The organism is Synechococcus sp. Cruz CV12-2-Slac-r (assembly GCF_024346075.1).
Taxonomy (GTDB): Bacteria; Cyanobacteriota; Cyanobacteriia; order PCC-6307; family Cyanobiaceae; genus Synechococcus_D.
The window spans coordinates 1-14,924 of the sequence record NZ_JAGQEK010000009.1; the positions used below are offsets into that span (position 1 = coordinate 1).

The window sequence follows — 14,924 nt, forward strand, 5'->3', positions numbered from 1 at the left end:
CCGTTGCCAGCTGAGTGCCTGAGCCGTGGCATCTGGCGCTATTGGTTTATTAATCAATTCCCCACACCCTATTCAATTTGGCTTTTTACACACCATATATGGTGTGCCTTTGGGTTAACGGAATAGAGCGCTGGGAACCAACATATTTTGAGACTCGTCAGTACAGGTGTACTGTTAAGCGTGTGTTTGGTTTGGGGCCGTTAAATTGAGATTGTTGGATCCCCAGGCTTGGATTATTTCAACCATGTCTTTATCCCCGGATTCGCCACTCCCCTCCCATTGGCAGCTGGCGAACTTAAATTGGTATCCAACAGTAGATATGAAAGTGCAGAGTCCATCTTGAGCCAAGCCCTCTCCACCGGCGATTCCTCAGCCTTAAAAACTGGGGAAGCCCGGGGCTTGAACTAAATGTTTGCTTGTGGTGGGAATAATTCACTTTTTATAAATCACTAATCTTCAATGGTTTGGAGATTAACAAGATTTATTTGAGACGCCTGTTGTTATTAATTGAATTTGTTTTTGCCCCTGCCGCTTAAGCGGCAGGGGCTTTTTTTATGGCTATTCATAAACTCACAACCCAGCTGCTGCGATTGTTACCGGTTCAGCGCCGCCTGCTGTTAATCGCTGCAGATGCACTGATCTTGCCATTGGCAGTGTGGCTGAGCTTCTGGCTGCGGTTAGCGGAGCCATTAAGCAACAGTTTTGTTGATAGGTTGTGGCTATTGCCGGCGGCTTGGTTGATTGGCCTACCCATCTTTGCTTTTAGTGGCCAATACAAAGGGCTTACCCGTTATGTGGGCAGCCGTGCCCTCTACCAACTGGCGATACGCAATGCATGGTTGGTGTTATCGCTTCTTGCCTGTGGCGTTTTACTGCGCTTGCCACTGCCGCCACGCACTAGCTGGCTGCTGCTGTGGATATTACTCACAGCTTTATCAGGCACTTTGCGCTTTTTCTTGCGCGATCTATTGCTTAGCCTGCAAAGCAAATCTAGCCAGCAGCTAACCCGTGTGGTCATCTATGGCGCCGGAACTGCTGGCGTGCAGCTATCAATAGCGCTCCGGATGGCCGCCAGCCACAGCGTGGTGCTTTTTATCGACGACGATCATCGCCTATGGCACCGTGAGATCAACGGAGTGCCGATCAAACCACCCCAGATCCTGCGCGAACATAAACGCGAGTTTGACCAAGTTTTACTAGCAATTCCCTCGCTTACGCGCAGCCGGCGCCGTGAAGTGGTTGCCCAAATTCAGCCCATCGGGATACCGCTGTTGATGGTGCCCTCCGTAGAGGAAATCTCAAGCGGCAAGGTAACTATCAATGCGCTGCGTCCTGTGGCGATAGAAGAACTGCTTGGTCGCGATGCCATAGATGCAAATTCTTTACTTTTTAATTCTGGAATTCGCGGTTCCTGCGTGTGGGTGAGTGGTGCCGGCGGTTCAATCGGTTCGGAGCTCTGCCGCCAGATCCTCCAACTCCAGCCCCGCCGGTTGGTTTTATTGGAGCGCAGTGAGCCGAGCCTCTATGCCATTCACCAGGAACTAAATGCCCTGTTGCCAGTTGGTGTGGATTTAGTACCGGTGCTGGGTAGTGCTGCAGATGAATCATTGGTAGAGAGTTGCTTTCGCTCCAATTCGGTAGATGTTGCCTTCCACGCCGCCGCCTATAAACACGTGCCGCTGGTGGAGGCAAATCCACTTGCGGGCCTGGCCAACAATGTGTTGAGCACCAGGGTGGTGTGTAGTGCCGCCCGCCGCTGTGGCTTGCAGCAGGTGGTGTTGATCTCCACCGATAAGGCCGTGCGGCCAACCAATGTGATGGGCGCCAGTAAACGACTAGCGGAATTGGTGTTATTGGCCCAACCTCACAGCAGCACTTGCTTTTCTATGGTGCGCTTCGGCAATGTGCTCGGTTCCTCAGGATCGGTGGTACCCCTCTTCCGCAAACAAATTGCAGCCGGCGGACCGATCACCCTCACCCACCCAGAAATTATTCGCTATTTCATGACCATTCCTGAGGCCGCCCAACTGGTGCTCCAGGCGTCTTGCCTGGCGGAAGGAGGTGATTTGTTTCTACTCGACATGGGCGAACCGATTCGGATTAAACACATGGCCGAGCAGATGGTGCGCCTTAGCGGCCTATCACTGCGAGATGTAGCTAACCCAAACGGCGACATTGAGATTGTGTACACAGGACTGCGGCCCGGAGAGAAGCTCTATGAAGAACTGTTGATTGATGGGAAATCAAAGCCCACGGCCCATCCGCTGATTTGTAAGGGGCTGGATCAGGGATTGCCGCCTGAGCAGCTCTGGCCGCAGCTTGATTTGATGCAAGCGGCGATTGAGCGTCAGGATGTGGAAGCGGCCCTGGCACTGTTGCAGCAGCTGGTGCCTGAATGGCAGCGATCTGATGCACTAGTTGTTAGAAATTAAATCAGCCGCCTGAGCCTGCATATGGCGCAGGATATTGAGAAAGCCATTAGCCCTTGATGGGGTAAGGCTGCCTTGCAGGCCGGTTTCTGCAATAAAGCAAGGATCAATTGCTTGCACCTCGCTGGCGCTGAGGCCATTAAGCCCTGCAATCAAAAGTGCTAGCAATCCCTTGGTGATTTGGGCATCGGCATCACCCTGCCATTGCAAACCGTTAACGCCTGCAGTGGGGGCTACAAAAACCTGAGATACACAACCTTTCACCCGATTGCTTTCGCATTGCAATTCAGCAGGGGCTGGCGGTAATTTTTTGGCTAACCACAACACATATTCATAACGGCGTTTGGGATCACTGCTGCCTTTTAGCTTGGCAACAATTTGATCAAGGGCGGCGCTGCCGCTTGCCATGGCGGATAAATCCAAATAATGCCAATGAGCCTAGGGCGCTGATGCCAAGTAGCGGGCGGCTTAATTCCAAATAATCGCGGTGGCCCGGGCCGCCATCTACCACCAGCTCCCATTCGCGGTTGGCTTGGGCGGGCATTTTTGCTTTAAAGCGGCCATCACTGCCGGTGCGGCCCAGCTTCAGGCTTTCACTGCCATCGGGGGATTGCAGCCGCACTTCAGCGTTAACTAGCGGCTCACCAGTGGAAAAATGACTACGAAATTGCAATAACCCAGAGGCTTCTAGGCCACTAAAACTTGTTTCCACTCCATGGGCTTTCACTGAAGGCTGCAGTGCTGCTCCAATCAATAAACAGGAAAGCCCTGTTAATGCTGCAATATTTGCCTTGCTCTTTGCTAACCCTTGGAACATCGCTCAGAAACCAGGAATACCGCCGGCTTGATCTAAGCGCCCAACTTGCACCATGCCAACCATTGAGCCGATCATCAGTTCAAGAGCCCGATTAGAGCGTTGCTGCTTGCTTGCAACCGCTGCAGGCTTGTTAGGTAAGGATTTGCCGGATTCAAGATTTGGAACAGAATCTGAAGTTGAGATGGAAATAGCCACCAACACCTGCTTCGCGTTTCTTACCTACTCATCCTGGCAAGGGTATGGCGCTTGCTATGGAAATTGAAACGCTTATTCAAATTTGTAGCCAATGCAACCCCAATTCACTTATCCAGCCAGCAAATGGAATATCCCATGGATCACTAGGTAGTTCAGCTTTTATGCATGCATGGGGTAACACCACCAAGGCGGGCACCTCTCTCCAACAGGCTGCTGCCCGCAGGCGGTCGTACCAGCCACCGCCAGAACCAAGCCGAATGCCCTGTTGATCGATGCCTAAAGCGGGCACCAGCAGCAACGCCACTTGCTTTGCAGAAAGGGGATTTTCCCCAGTAGGGGCGGAAATACCACAGCTGTCTTTCGTGAGAGGGGTGCTGCTGCTCCAACTAAAAAATTGCAATCCCGCCACTTCCGCTCGCGGTAAAGCAAGCTCAATATTATTTTCAGCAAGTGCTAAGAGATTTACTTCACCAGCTAAAGGCCAATAGATCGCAACAGCGCCAGGGCGGTTATTGATAAGTTTCGGCACTATTCGCTTGGTTTGTTGAGCTACATCAGCAAATGTTTTGGCGCTGAGTTGTGAGCGCAGCAGCCTTAACTCATGGCGTAGGTTTGATTTCACCGTTGAAACCAGGCTGTTAAGGCAACAGCTAATGCGTCGGCGGCATCATCTGGTTTAGGCCGTTCAGTAAGTTCTAATTCACGCATCACGGCATCTTGCACATCACTTTTATCGGCGTGGCCGTGGCCGGCTAGGGCAAGTTTTATTTGCATCGGTGGATATTCCACAATCGGTATCCGAAAACGAGCCAGGGTCATAATTAATACCCCGCGCGCTTGCACTACCGCAATTGTGTTGCTGGAGCGGTAGAAGAAAAACTTTTCCACCGAGGCTAAATCCGGCTGCCAGCGGCGAATTAATTGGCGTAGATCATTAGCGATTTCCACCATTCGCTGCCCTTCACTTCTGCCCGCTTCTGTGCTGATAACGCCGCAATCAAGCATTGCCATTGGCGGCCCAGTTTCAACTATGCCGTAGCCCACCCGAGCCAAACCTGGATCTATACCGAGGATGCGCATAGGGCTAATTCAAATTCACTTAAATCTTTTGGCACTGGCCTTGAAAACACTTGGCAAAACATCTTGATTACCCTTTCGCCGGAATCCACCGCTTCAAGTGGATCTTTACGCAAGCGATGCCTTAAACAACAAGCCACCACTCGAGCTACATCTTCATCACTCACTTCAAGACGCTGTTCATAGGCTGCTAGGGCTCGAGCTGCCCTATTTGTAACAATGTCGCCCCGCAGCCCATCAACATTCAGCTGGCCGCAAACCTCGGAGATCTTTAAACGTAGATCAGGATCTAACTGAACTTGTGATAACCGTTGCTGGGCTGCCACCACCTGGCTTTGCAGCTGCTGTTGAGCTGCTTCCACCTGCTGAAGGTAGGCATCTGGATCGCTATCAAAACTGCTGCGTTGTTCCACCACCTGCACCCGCTGCTGGGCATTGCGCACGGTGCGCACCTCAACGCTCATGCCAAAACGATCAAGCAATTGCGGCCTTAATTCACCTTCCTCTGGATTACCCGAACCTATTAATACAAAACGGGCCGGGTGCCGCACAGAAATACCTTCCCGCTCCACTGTGTTCCAGCCAGATGCGGCTGAATCCAATAAAACATCAACTAAATGATCATCAAGCAGATTTACTTCATCCACATAAAGCAAACCCCTATTTGCCTTTGCCAGTAAGCCAGGTTCAAAGGCCCTGATCCCTTCACTAAGCGCTTTTTCGATATCAATCGTGCCGCAAAGGCGATCTTCCGTAGCGCCAAGCGGTAGATCCACCATTGGCACTTGGCGCGGTTCCAGCGGCAGTGCTTCACCGGCTTCGGCGCGGTTGCGCACTTCAACGCTTTGGAGATCTGGATCGGTGGGGGAGCTGTTGTATGGATCGCCAGCCACCACATCAATTTCCGGCAACAAATCAGCTAGAGCGCGAATTGTTGTGCTTTTGCCCGTGCCCCGATCACCCATGATCATCACGCCACCGATGCGTGGATCGATCACATTGAGCAGTAGAGCCAGCTTCATCTCAGCCTGGCCAACGATGGCGGTGAAGGGATACACCCTGCGCTTGCGAACCTGGCTCACCACTAATTAACGGGCACTGATTCGGATTGTTTCACAGCTGGGGCTGGCGCCAACGGTGTAACCGTAAGCACCTGCACTGGGGTGATGTCTGCTGGCACGATCAACCGCACCCGCACATTGCGTTGTTCCCCAGGTGCCAGGGTTATGAGGCCAAGGGGTTTGCCCATATCACCCGAACGCAATACCAAATGTTGATACCTGCGGCCGGGGTTGCCATCTAATCCGCGCAGCTCCACGGTGCCGCGAAAAAACACTGCAGGGCCGGCTGGATTTTTAAAACGCAGCCCCCCCTCTTTGCGATCGCTTTTTAGCGGTGATTCCAAACTCAAGGCCAATTGTTGATTTTGTTTGCTGTTGTTGAGAAGAGGGAGATCAAGGTCGTATTCCACCCCGTAGTTACCGTGGGCTTCCCAGGCGGTATTGGGGTAGAAAGCCACTAATGGTGCCGATTGCACCTGGCCGGTTCCAAAGGTTCCTTTTTGCAGGCTGGCAATTGGCCAACTCACCGGCTGCTCGCCAATCTGCAACACCTTGCTACCTGGATCGCTCAACAAACCCTTCCAGCGTCGCCCTTGTTGAACTCCGCTAACGCGGGAATAAATCATTGCCCCCGGTGCCCCCTTTGGGGTTGGTGCATGTTCTTTTTCGCTTAAACCGCCCTCTAAAAGCTCCAGAAATTGCTCTGGGCTGGGGGGGGTATCACTGATTAAGGCAAGGCTTGCAAGTGAGATAGGGCCATCAGTTTCAAAACGCACCTGCAAATTGCGGCCGTTTAGCAATGGATCCAAACCTTTTACAGGTATGGGCAAACTAAACAACATTTGGCTGCTGTTTGGCCCCAGGCTGATGCTGGCGGGTAGCCAGGCTGGTCTGGGGGCGTTTCCAGCAACAAGATCCCCCGCCACCCGGGAGCCAGGCCCTGCATATACGCTCAAACCGTCGTGTTCCATTTGGCCTGGTAGGGGCAAAAAGGGGGCATCGGGTTGAGATAACCAACTAGCGCCAGTTGGCATCCTTACGGTTACTGCTTTATTGCTGCGGTTTCCAACCACGATGCCCTGCCAAAGGGTGCTGTTGGCCTGCGGCCCTGAACCGGCAAAAATGTGGTGGCTAAATAATTCAAAATTGCCCTCTAGGGGCACATTTAAGTGGGCATTTGGTACCCCACGGCTTTTGCCATCAAAGGTAGAAAGCAGAATCCCAGGGCCCTTAATCACCTCTGGATTGTTGTCGTTCACCATCAAACTGCGGTCTAATTGACCGGGTAGCGCCCGCACTTGGCCAGGGCGAAACTGTTCTGTTTGGCTTTGGGCCAGCACCGGAAGCAAAAGAGTTTCAAAGAAAAAACTGCTTAAAACCGCCGGCAGTAAAGCAAATCTCATTTCGCCCCCAGAGCAACTGCAGTGGCTGCTGCCATTGCGCGGATTAGATCAGTGCTGCGGGGGTCGTTGAAAGGACCCTTCACCATGAAAGAAGCCACAGCGCGCCGGCCATCGGGTAATTCAATTAAGGCTGAATCCACGTAAGCGATCCCGATATCACCGGTTTTGTTGAAAATTCGCACCCCTTTTGATAGCAAAGCCGTGTTTAAGTCGTCGTTGCCACCCCCTAGGCCCTGTAACCAGCCGCTGGGGATCAAGGTGTCTGTTTTTGAGCTGCCAAGGGTTGAACGAAATAAATCTCGGCTGCGAGGTGATAACTCCTTGCCGGTTTCTACAAGGGCAATGGCGCGGGCTTGATCCTTTGCACTGCTGGTATTTGTGCCATCAAGATCTGGCAACCAGTTTTTGATGCTGGTATTTAGTAAACCAAGCTCTAAAAATCTTGCATTTAATGCAGTTTTACCGCCCAATCTTTGGATTAATAAATTGGTGGCAGTGTTATCACTAACGCGAATCATTTCAGTTGCTACTTCATTGAAGCTGAAGCGGCTGCCGATCGGTTGGCTGCCCATCCAACCTGAGCCGCCACCAACTACAACTTTGCTAAGGCTTAGTTGTTCGTTTAATTTCGCCTTGCCTTGATCAATTGCTTCAAACGCAACAAGAAGTATTGGTGTTTTGATCGCGCTAGCGGCTGGTAGCGGGGTATCTGGATTTAGCTGCGCGTAATTTCCGTTATCTAGCACCAGTGCAAAGGCACTCACTTTGAGATCGGGTTGCAGGGCCGCCAATTTTGCATAGGTTTGGCTCAAAGCACTTAATTCAAGTTTTGGCTTGAATTCCCCCATGCCGCCGCGGTTAATAACCGGGATTGCACTGCTAACGCCAGCGCCGGCATCGCTAAAGCGTGGCGCCAACAGCTTCAAAACGGTGCCTGTAAGCACGCCAAGGCCCACCCCAAGGATTAGCAACCTCAGAAGTAATAAAGCTGGTTGGCCTGCGGAAAAACGTTGGTTCAAAACCTGGACCATGCGCAGGCCAACTTACCCAGAATCGCGGCCGATAGCCCAGCGCAGTTGCCGCACCATGCCACGCAATAAAGCAACTTCTTCCGCATTTGGTTCAGCCCGCAGCAAAATCTGCCGCAATTTCCCCATTCGTGCCCGGGCGGTGTGGGGATAAAGAAAGCCCACATTCAGTAGTAATGCCTCAGCATCCTGGATGGTTTGCTCCAGCTGTTCATGGCTTGCTAACGGGCTATCGAGCGCTTGAAGGGGCGCATAAGCAGCCTTTGGCTGTTCCAATTGTTGCTGAATTTCAGCAAAGCAAATAGCAACCGCATGGGAAAGATTTAAAGATCCGTAGCCAGGGCCAGTGGGGATTCGCAGCAATCTTCCAGCTAAAAGCAATTCCTCCTTACTTAAACCGTGGTCTTCGCGGCCAAATACCAAACCCACCTGGGCTGGACCTGCTTGGGGCTCCAGCAACCAGCCAATTGCTTCTTTGGGACTGTGATGTTGGCGTTCTTGGGCCTCGATGCGGCCAGAACAGGCCACCACCCGGCGGCAATCGGCTACAGCAGCGCTGAGGCTGCTATGAAATTCCACCTTTTTAAGCCATTCCCCCCCGCGCACTGCCATCAAGCTGGCCAGGGGATCGCCCGGTTCGCAACGGGGATTTACCAGCCGTAATTTGCTTGGTTTGTAATTTGCACATAATCTTGCAACGCTGCCCAGATTTAGGGGCCCTGCGGTTTCCACCAGCACCACCACTAAATTTGCAGATATCACTGCAGCGTGTGCAGATGGGCGAGGAGGTCTGCCATTGATTGGGGATCAGGTTGAAACTTAGGCATCGGTGGAGTGTTTCCACTAATTACTTGTTGAATTAATGCCTGATCCCGTTTGCGATGGCTTACGCCGTGCAGATTTGGCCCAACTACGCCTTGGCCGGCGATGCCATGGCAACCGGCACAGTTAATTAAAAACAATTTTGAACCCCGATCCTGATCCCCCTGCAAGGCCAAACTGCTCTGCGTATATGGATCTTGGCGGCTGTTGGCATATAAAAAAATTGCCAGCAATACAGCTGCAAGCAAAGCAATTGCCACTAACGCCGTGATTAAACCGCGGCGTTGGGGCGCTTCTGAAGCGTTTGCAACCTCATTTACTTGTGTTTGCGTCAATGCAGTTCACTTCAATAGTTGTTGTGGAAGCACAGGTGAGGGTGCTGCAGGTCTTAAATTGGATGAACAAATCCTATCTACAGAAGCTGGTCGATGATTGAACCACTCCTTTGCGGCATCGTTTTAGGCCTGATCCCCGTAACCCTGGTGGGTCTTTTCGTTGCTGCCTGGAATCAATACCGCAGAGGTAGCGCTCTCGGCGGTTGAAAGCTGCCATTGCAACACCAAGGTGCGGCCATAACGGCGACGATGTAGCTGCTGCCATGGCGCAATGCATTCTGGGGCCTCATCCCTTGAGCATTCCAGCAATAAAGATGCTTCTGGAGCAAGAAATTGCCCTCGCTGGATTCCGTTGCAAATCACCCCATATAAGTTTGATTTGTAGGGCGGATCGGCATAAATAAACGAAAACGGTTCTGCTGATGCTTTATTGCGGTGGCGATCAAGCCACCAACTCACCTCAGCTACCGCCAGCTGCCACTTGGCTCGATATTCATCCCCCAACGCCAGCAGATTGCTGCGGGCAACAGCTGCAATACGGCGATTTTCCTCCACCAACTGCACAAAGCTTGCTCCGTGCAGCAAGGCTTCACAGGCCATAGCGCCACTGCCACTACAAAGATCAAGCCAACGGCTTTCCTCTAACTGGGCCCCTAAGGAATTCATCACCGCCTCCCTCACTAAGGCAAGGGTGGGACGCGCCACTATCCCGGGGGGGCTTTGTAATTTTTGACCATTGCTAAGCCTCATGGCAGGGTTTGCAGCCAACGCCGCAGCATCAGTAAGCCTGCATTACCTGATTTTTCAGGATGAAATTGAGTTGCCTGCAGCGCTCCTCTCCCAACTGAAGCCACCACCTTGCTTGTGCCATAAGGGGCATAGGCAGTAATGCAGCTGGGATCAACTGGAATAGCGGCATATGAATGCACGAAATACATCCAATCTGGAGTGCTACCTGGCACAAATAATGAATTGCTAGCTGTTAATTCCAGCGGTGCCCAACCCATATGCGGTATTGGTTCCCCCGGTATTTGCGGTAGAGGCGCTACTTTGCCTGCCAATAGTTGCAAGCCTGGTAGGCAACCTTCATCACTACTTTCAAATAACAATTGCAAGCCAAGGCAGATGCCGAGCAGTGGCTTTTGCTGCTCCACCCACTGCTGTAATGGCAACACCCAGCCCCCTTCTGAGAGCCTTTGCATCGCTGGATCAAATGCTCCCACCCCGGGTAAAACCAATGCTGATAGCTCAGCTAGTTGTGCTGGTTTTTGTATAATTAGGGTTTGGGCATTTAATTTAACTAATGCCTTTTCTACAGAATGCAGATTACCCATTCCGTAATCGATTATGCCAATCATTGCGCGCAATGGCTCAAATCAAGGCTATTTAAATGATCGATCAGCGCATATAAACCACCTATCTGGCGTTGATCAAAACAAAGCTCTAAATTGGAGCCGCGGCTAATATTATTTGTGCTGTAAATCTCACCTTCAAGCAATAGGTAGCTAAATTTTTTATTTATTAATGTTAGTTCATTTTCCGGTAGGTAATAGTTTAGGTTTAATTGCAACTTATTTGCGTTGTAATGGCTGGCCTTAAAAACTTTATAAAACCCATCAATCAAATGCAAAGCTTGTTTAGCTGAATTTGCGCTGCGGTAAATGCAACTGTCTTGAGTTGAAACAAAGCCGCGCTCTAGCAGGCTTGTATCTATGTAATTTTGCCAATTATGCCAATAGTTATCTCCCAATGGAGCAAGTAATACCACTGGCACCGGTGGATTCTTTGCAGTTTGGATCAGGGTAAGGGCTTCAAATAATTCATCTAAAGTGCCAAAGCCACCCGGTAGCACTACAACTGCATCGGTTTCACGCAAAAAAAATAACTTTCTGGTGTGAAAATAACTAAAGCTCAGCAACCTTGCCGGGCTGTCGATATAGCGATTTGTTAAATGTTCAAATGGCAGTTGCACATCTAAACCAAAAGATTTATCAGTGCCTGCACCGCGATTTGCCGCTTCCATTACACCGCCGCCGGCGCCGGTCATCACTTCAAAGCCGCAATTCACAGCCTCCTCTGCCAGCTCCATGGCAAGTAGATAAGCAGGATCGCTGGCCGTGCTGCGGGCGGAGCCGAAAACCGCCAATTTGCGGATATTGCGATGGGGATGAAACAGAGCAAAAGCTGCCGCCATATCCGCCAATGTGGCTTCAACTAATTGCCAATCGTTTGTATCGGCTGCTGATCTACTGATCTCCAGCAAAGTTTCCAACACCCGTGAAGCAGCTGCTCCATGGGGATGATCTATCAGCGCATCTGCTAATGAGCTGAGTGGCTTGCTGATGGCTAACTCCCTTAAAGATATTTGGAAATCGTGCTGGCCAAGGTGTTTTTGGGTACGGCACCAACCACGGTGTCTACTTTTTGACCACCTTTAAAAACCATCAAGGTAGGAATACTGCGGATCCCGTATTGACTAGCAACATTTGGATTCTCATCGGTATTCAGCTTCATCACCTTGATCCGGCCTTCAAATTCCTTGGCAATTTCATCAACGATTGGGGCCACCATGCGGCATGGCCCGCACCAAGGGGCCCAGAAATCAACCAACACAGGAACATCGCTCTGCAGCACGTCTTGGTCGAAAGAGGCATCAGTAACGGCAGCGGCGCTCGACATTGCTAGTTAGGAAACGATATTCCAATCTAGCAACGCAGTTAGCAAAGGCCCGTTGCTGAAGCGATGCGTTGCTGAAGCGATGTGTAAGAACAAAGCCCGGACGCGCCGGGCGGGTGGTGTGAGGAGTGTGAGGCCGAAGCCACACTCTTCCATGCTACGGCCTCTCTTATCAAACTTTTTCTACTTGCCCATTCCCAAGTGCTGCGCTTTTTGATAAACCTTGCCTTCAGTTAGTAAAGAAGGGGCCACCACCACCTCCACCTGCTGCATTTCTTTAATTGTGCGGGCTCCAAGGGTGCCCATTGAAGTGCGGATGCAGCCCAATAAATTCTGGGTGCCATCGTCGAGATTGGCCGGACCTCGCAAAATTCGCTCAAGGCTGCCGGTGGTGCCCACCTTGATGCGGGTCCCCCTTGGTAAAACGGGGCTTGGCGTGGCCATTCCCCAGTGAAACCCCCTACCTGGGGCTTCAGCGGCCCTGGCAATCGGTGAACCGATCATCACGGCATCAGCGCCGCAAGCCAGGCATTTGCAAATATCCCCTCCGGTAATAATTCCGCCATCGGCAACGATTGGAACATAGCGACCACTTTCTTTTTCATAGTCGTTGCGGGCAGCAGCGCAGTCGGCAACGGCAGTGGCTTGGGGGATACCGATCCCGAGCACACCGCGGGAGGTGCAGGCAGCTCCAGGCCCTATTCCCACCATTACGGCTGCAGCACCGGCCCTCATCAGTTGCAGCGTTACCTCATAAGTAACGCAATTGCCGATGATTACAGGGAGCCCCATGGTGCGACAAAGGTTTTCCAGATCAAGGGTTTCCTGCCCTTCCGGACCCTGGTGATCAGTGCTCACCACGGTGGCTTGCACAAAAAATAAATCCGCCCCTGCTTCTGCTACAGCCTTACCAAATTTCAATGCAGCCATTGGGGTTGCACTCACAGCCGCGATTCCACCGGCTTGTTTGATTTCAGTAATCCGTTGGCGGATCAGTTCTTCTTGCACCGGTTGGCTGTAGAGCTCCTGCATCAAGGTCACAAAATCCTCCTTCCCCACCGCTGCAATGCGATCGAGCACTGGATTCGGATCGCTGTAGCGGCATTGAACCCCTTCCAGATTGAGCACTCCGAGGGCGCCTAGGCGGCTTAATTCCGCCACCATCGCCGCATCAACCACCCCATCCATGGCGCTAGCGATGATCGGAATCTCTCGCTTAAAACCGCCTACCTGCCAGCTGCTATCAACAACCGCTGGATCAACGGTGCGGCCGCCTGGCACAAGAGCAATTTCATCGATCCCATAGGCGCGACGCACAGTGCGGGAACGGCCTAGTTGAATATCCACCGAGTTGCCTCTGCTTACGTAAGGCTCAAGTTATCAATCAGCCGTCGTTTGGGCTGGTATTCATCGTTATTGGCGCCCTGAAAATGAACTCCAAGCGCTGCTTATGCGGCCAATAAAGAGCTTGCGCTCATCGCTTCTCACTAATTTCGGGCCGGCAAATAGGCCAAGCCAAATCAAACCCACTAGTTCTAAAAGCCTTGGCAGCATCGGTATTGCATCGAGAGTGCCCAGCACTGCGCCCAGTAAACGCAGAAAAATAATCAGCACAATCGCAATGCCCACCGCTTTAAGGGGGCGTTGGCTTTGTTCCCAAATTTGTTTGGCCTTGCCATCACCAAGCCAGGTGTTCAAAAGCCCAAGCAATTCCCGCCACTCGCCACCTTCTGCAGCGCCCTCAGCAGCGCTGCTAGTGGCAGGGGCTGAAATGGTGCTGGCGATTGGATTAGGCGTTTCAGTTTTTAAATCGCTCAGAGAATCTGGAATTTCCATCAAACATGAGCTTGCAGGGAGCTGAGTTTACCGCTGTAAATCAAATATTTGATTGGAGATGTTTAGCTATCTAAAGGATGCAGGCTGCCTTCTGCCTCTAAGGGGGCGTCCCAGGCACGAATTGGGAAGCTGCCATCTTTTAATTTTTGGCTTAACAACTCGGTATGGCTATCGCCAAAGTTAAGGCTGCATGCCGGCGCTGCCCGCACTAAACGACCATCCACCTGAATTTTGCCCTTCAGCAGAGCGCCGTAGCTCACAGTGCCAAAACTAGGTTTAATTCGGCGCGGTATGGAGAAATCCAAAACTGGCGCCTCGAGGTTTTCATCGGGCACAGCTGCTTGGCGGGCCTGCTTTTCATTTAGCAGTAGTACCGGCGCTGCAACAGCGATAAGTAGGGCTGCCCCATGGCCCTCAAACCAGCAGGGTTTCAGCCATTGGCGTTGCAGCCCTTGCAGATTTACAGCTGCGGCCACCGTTGCCCCCGGCGCCTTTGCATGGCCGCTTAATTGGCGCCGGCAGCTGGGTTGATGGCCACTGCCAGGCCCAAGCACCTGGCCAATGGCGCCCGCTATCAGTAGTGGTTGACCAGGCCCTAGCTGGCTCAAGCCGGGCATGCTGAGGCCAATGCTGCGGGCTCCGCTGCAACTGAAAAGGGCATTACCAAAAGGGCCCAGTAGCCCCCCGATAGGGCCTGGCAGCAACCCCTCTGCGCTACTTACCGCCACCACACCGTTTTCACTGATTGCCCTGCTTAAAAACAGGCGTGCAGTGCCTAGTTGTTTTAGTTGCAAGCGGCTTTGGAATTCGCGGCGGGGGTGCAGCGTGGTGGCTTCCCCCAGTAATTCCAGGGGCAACTCCTCCCCCATTAACAATTTATCCAATATGTGGGCACCGGCGCGGCGACGGGTGCTATCCAAACCACCACCAATCGGCAGGCACAGCTCCCCTGGCCCAAACCCACCGCTTGCTTCCACCCCTCCCAACTTGGCTTGTTTCAAACGCAGCGGGGGATCGCAGGGGCCAAGGCTGAGCCAAATTTGGCCTTGATCGGTGAATTCACAGCTGCCGGCAGCCACCACATGGGTTTTGCTGTAGGCGGCCTCTAGGCCTTGGCTTGCTGCCAGCTCGCGAAATTGCAAGGCCGTGCACACCTGCAGCTTCCCGGCCCGCTGCAGTTGACGCAATTCTTCTGGGATTCGTGGCCGGCAGGCCATAGGGGGCATCTGGGTAGCTAATATTGGC

18 protein-coding genes and 1 pseudogene are annotated in these 14,924 nt (G+C 52.2%); 2 read left to right on the top strand and 17 right to left on the bottom strand.

Going from position 1 to position 14,924, the window contains the following annotated elements; all coding sequences use genetic code 11:
* Window positions 1–554: 554 nt before the first annotated feature.
* On the top strand, window positions 555–2,432 hold the full coding sequence (locus KB557_RS01880) for a nucleoside-diphosphate sugar epimerase/dehydratase (protein ID WP_255131107.1): 1,878 nt from the start codon (window positions 555–557) through the stop codon (window positions 2,430–2,432).
* Here KB557_RS01880 and KB557_RS01885 read toward each other — a convergent pair.
* The 10 genes from KB557_RS01885 to KB557_RS01930 form a co-directional block, all read right to left on the bottom strand.
* The gene (locus tag KB557_RS01885) at window positions 2,415–2,837 is read right to left on the bottom strand and encodes a SufE family protein (RefSeq protein WP_255131108.1); all 423 of its coding nucleotides are present in this window, start codon (window positions 2,835–2,837) and stop codon (window positions 2,415–2,417) included. The genes KB557_RS01880 and KB557_RS01885 overlap by 18 nt on opposite strands.
* Window positions 2,812–3,246, bottom strand: coding sequence for a hypothetical protein (locus KB557_RS01890; RefSeq protein ID WP_255131109.1), 435 nt, complete (start codon window positions 3,244–3,246; stop codon window positions 2,812–2,814). The genes KB557_RS01885 and KB557_RS01890 overlap by 26 nt, the downstream gene beginning before the upstream one ends.
* A 3-nt stretch (window positions 3,247–3,249) precedes the next feature.
* A complete protein-coding gene (locus KB557_RS01895; protein ID WP_255131110.1) occupies window positions 3,250–3,441 on the bottom strand; it encodes a hypothetical protein in 192 nt (63 codons plus the stop codon).
* A 76-nt stretch (window positions 3,442–3,517) separates the two neighbouring features.
* Window positions 3,518–4,063, bottom strand: coding sequence for a 5-formyltetrahydrofolate cyclo-ligase (locus KB557_RS01900; protein ID WP_255131111.1), 546 nt, complete (start codon window positions 4,061–4,063; stop codon window positions 3,518–3,520).
* On the bottom strand, window positions 4,060–4,521 hold the full coding sequence (gene ruvC / locus KB557_RS01905) for a crossover junction endodeoxyribonuclease RuvC (RefSeq protein WP_255131112.1): 462 nt from the start codon (window positions 4,519–4,521) through the stop codon (window positions 4,060–4,062). The genes KB557_RS01900 and ruvC overlap by 4 nt, the downstream gene beginning before the upstream one ends.
* A complete protein-coding gene (bchI, locus tag KB557_RS01910; RefSeq protein ID WP_255131113.1) occupies window positions 4,503–5,600 on the bottom strand; it encodes a magnesium chelatase ATPase subunit I in 1,098 nt (365 codons plus the stop codon). Before bchI ends, ruvC begins: the two co-directional genes overlap by 19 nt.
* 2 nt (window positions 5,601–5,602) lie before the next feature.
* The gene (locus KB557_RS01915) at window positions 5,603–6,982 is read right to left on the bottom strand and encodes a DUF3370 domain-containing protein (RefSeq protein WP_255131114.1); all 1,380 of its coding nucleotides are present in this window, start codon (window positions 6,980–6,982) and stop codon (window positions 5,603–5,605) included.
* The gene (locus KB557_RS01920) at window positions 6,979–8,013 is read right to left on the bottom strand and encodes a serine hydrolase (RefSeq protein WP_255131115.1); all 1,035 of its coding nucleotides are present in this window, start codon (window positions 8,011–8,013) and stop codon (window positions 6,979–6,981) included. Before KB557_RS01920 ends, KB557_RS01915 begins: the two co-directional genes overlap by 4 nt.
* Before the next feature lie 12 nt (window positions 8,014–8,025).
* Window positions 8,026–8,772 (bottom strand): RNA methyltransferase, encoded by a 747-nt coding sequence (locus KB557_RS01925; protein WP_315856178.1) that lies wholly within the window; start codon window positions 8,770–8,772, stop codon window positions 8,026–8,028.
* Window positions 8,769–9,167: a cytochrome c gene (locus KB557_RS01930; protein WP_255131116.1), complete on the bottom strand. Its 399-nt coding sequence runs from the start codon at window positions 9,165–9,167 to the stop codon at window positions 8,769–8,771. The genes KB557_RS01925 and KB557_RS01930 overlap by 4 nt, the downstream gene beginning before the upstream one ends.
* 93 nt (window positions 9,168–9,260) lie before the next feature.
* Here KB557_RS01930 and petG point away from each other — a divergent pair, with 93 nt between their 5' ends.
* A complete protein-coding gene (petG, locus tag KB557_RS01935; RefSeq protein WP_015110794.1) occupies window positions 9,261–9,374 on the top strand; it encodes a cytochrome b6-f complex subunit V in 114 nt (37 codons plus the stop codon).
* 24 nt (window positions 9,375–9,398) lie between these two features.
* Here the strand turns inward: petG and KB557_RS01940 are convergent.
* From KB557_RS01940 to KB557_RS01970, 7 genes and pseudogenes are all read right to left on the bottom strand, one after another.
* Window positions 9,399–9,917: pseudogene (locus tag KB557_RS01940) on the bottom strand (RsmD family RNA methyltransferase); the annotation flags it as partial.
* Window positions 9,914–10,525, bottom strand: coding sequence for an imidazole glycerol phosphate synthase subunit HisH (gene hisH / locus KB557_RS01945; RefSeq protein ID WP_315856180.1), 612 nt, complete (start codon window positions 10,523–10,525; stop codon window positions 9,914–9,916). The pseudogene KB557_RS01940 and the gene hisH, both read right to left, overlap by 4 nt.
* Window positions 10,522–11,442, bottom strand: coding sequence for an LOG family protein (locus KB557_RS01950; RefSeq protein WP_255131118.1), 921 nt, complete (start codon window positions 11,440–11,442; stop codon window positions 10,522–10,524). Before KB557_RS01950 ends, hisH begins: the two co-directional genes overlap by 4 nt.
* A gap of 80 nt (window positions 11,443–11,522) precedes the next feature.
* A complete protein-coding gene (gene trxA / locus KB557_RS01955; RefSeq protein WP_106500694.1) occupies window positions 11,523–11,846 on the bottom strand; it encodes a thioredoxin in 324 nt (107 codons plus the stop codon).
* Window positions 11,847–12,026: 180 nt separating this feature from the next.
* A complete protein-coding gene (locus tag KB557_RS01960) occupies window positions 12,027–13,190 on the bottom strand; it encodes a GuaB3 family IMP dehydrogenase-related protein (protein WP_255131119.1) in 1,164 nt (387 codons plus the stop codon).
* A gap of 66 nt (window positions 13,191–13,256) precedes the next feature.
* Window positions 13,257–13,679: a CAAD domain-containing protein gene (locus KB557_RS01965; protein WP_255131120.1), complete on the bottom strand. Its 423-nt coding sequence runs from the start codon at window positions 13,677–13,679 to the stop codon at window positions 13,257–13,259.
* 62 nt (window positions 13,680–13,741) lie between these two features.
* Complete coding sequence (locus KB557_RS01970; RefSeq protein ID WP_255131121.1) at window positions 13,742–14,905, bottom strand: homocysteine biosynthesis protein; 1,164 nt, start codon at window positions 14,903–14,905, stop codon at window positions 13,742–13,744.
* Between the last annotated feature and the right edge of the window lie 19 nt (window positions 14,906–14,924).

Coding starts and splice junctions, on each gene's coding strand:
- KB557_RS01880 (WP_255131107.1), top strand. CDS start 555: ATGGCTATTCATAAACTCACAACCCAGCTGCTGCGATTGTTACCGGTT.
- KB557_RS01885 (WP_255131108.1), bottom strand. CDS start 2,837: ATGGCAAGCGGCAGCGCCGCCCTTGATCAAATTGTTGCCAAGCTAAAA.
- KB557_RS01890 (WP_255131109.1), bottom strand. CDS start 3,246: ATGTTCCAAGGGTTAGCAAAGAGCAAGGCAAATATTGCAGCATTAACA.
- ruvC (WP_255131112.1), bottom strand. CDS start 4,521: ATGCGCATCCTCGGTATAGATCCAGGTTTGGCTCGGGTGGGCTACGGC.
- KB557_RS01915 (WP_255131114.1), bottom strand. CDS start 6,982: ATGAGATTTGCTTTACTGCCGGCGGTTTTAAGCAGTTTTTTCTTTGAA.
- KB557_RS01920 (WP_255131115.1), bottom strand. CDS start 8,013: ATGGTCCAGGTTTTGAACCAACGTTTTTCCGCAGGCCAACCAGCTTTA.
- petG (WP_015110794.1), top strand. CDS start 9,261: ATGATTGAACCACTCCTTTGCGGCATCGTTTTAGGCCTGATCCCCGTA.
- hisH (WP_315856180.1), bottom strand. CDS start 10,525: ATGATTGGCATAATCGATTACGGAATGGGTAATCTGCATTCTGTAGAA.
- trxA (WP_106500694.1), bottom strand. CDS start 11,846: ATGTCGAGCGCCGCTGCCGTTACTGATGCCTCTTTCGACCAAGACGTG.
- KB557_RS01965 (WP_255131120.1), bottom strand. CDS start 13,679: ATGGAAATTCCAGATTCTCTGAGCGATTTAAAAACTGAAACGCCTAAT.
- KB557_RS01970 (WP_255131121.1), bottom strand. CDS start 14,905: ATGCCCCCTATGGCCTGCCGGCCACGAATCCCAGAAGAATTGCGTCAA.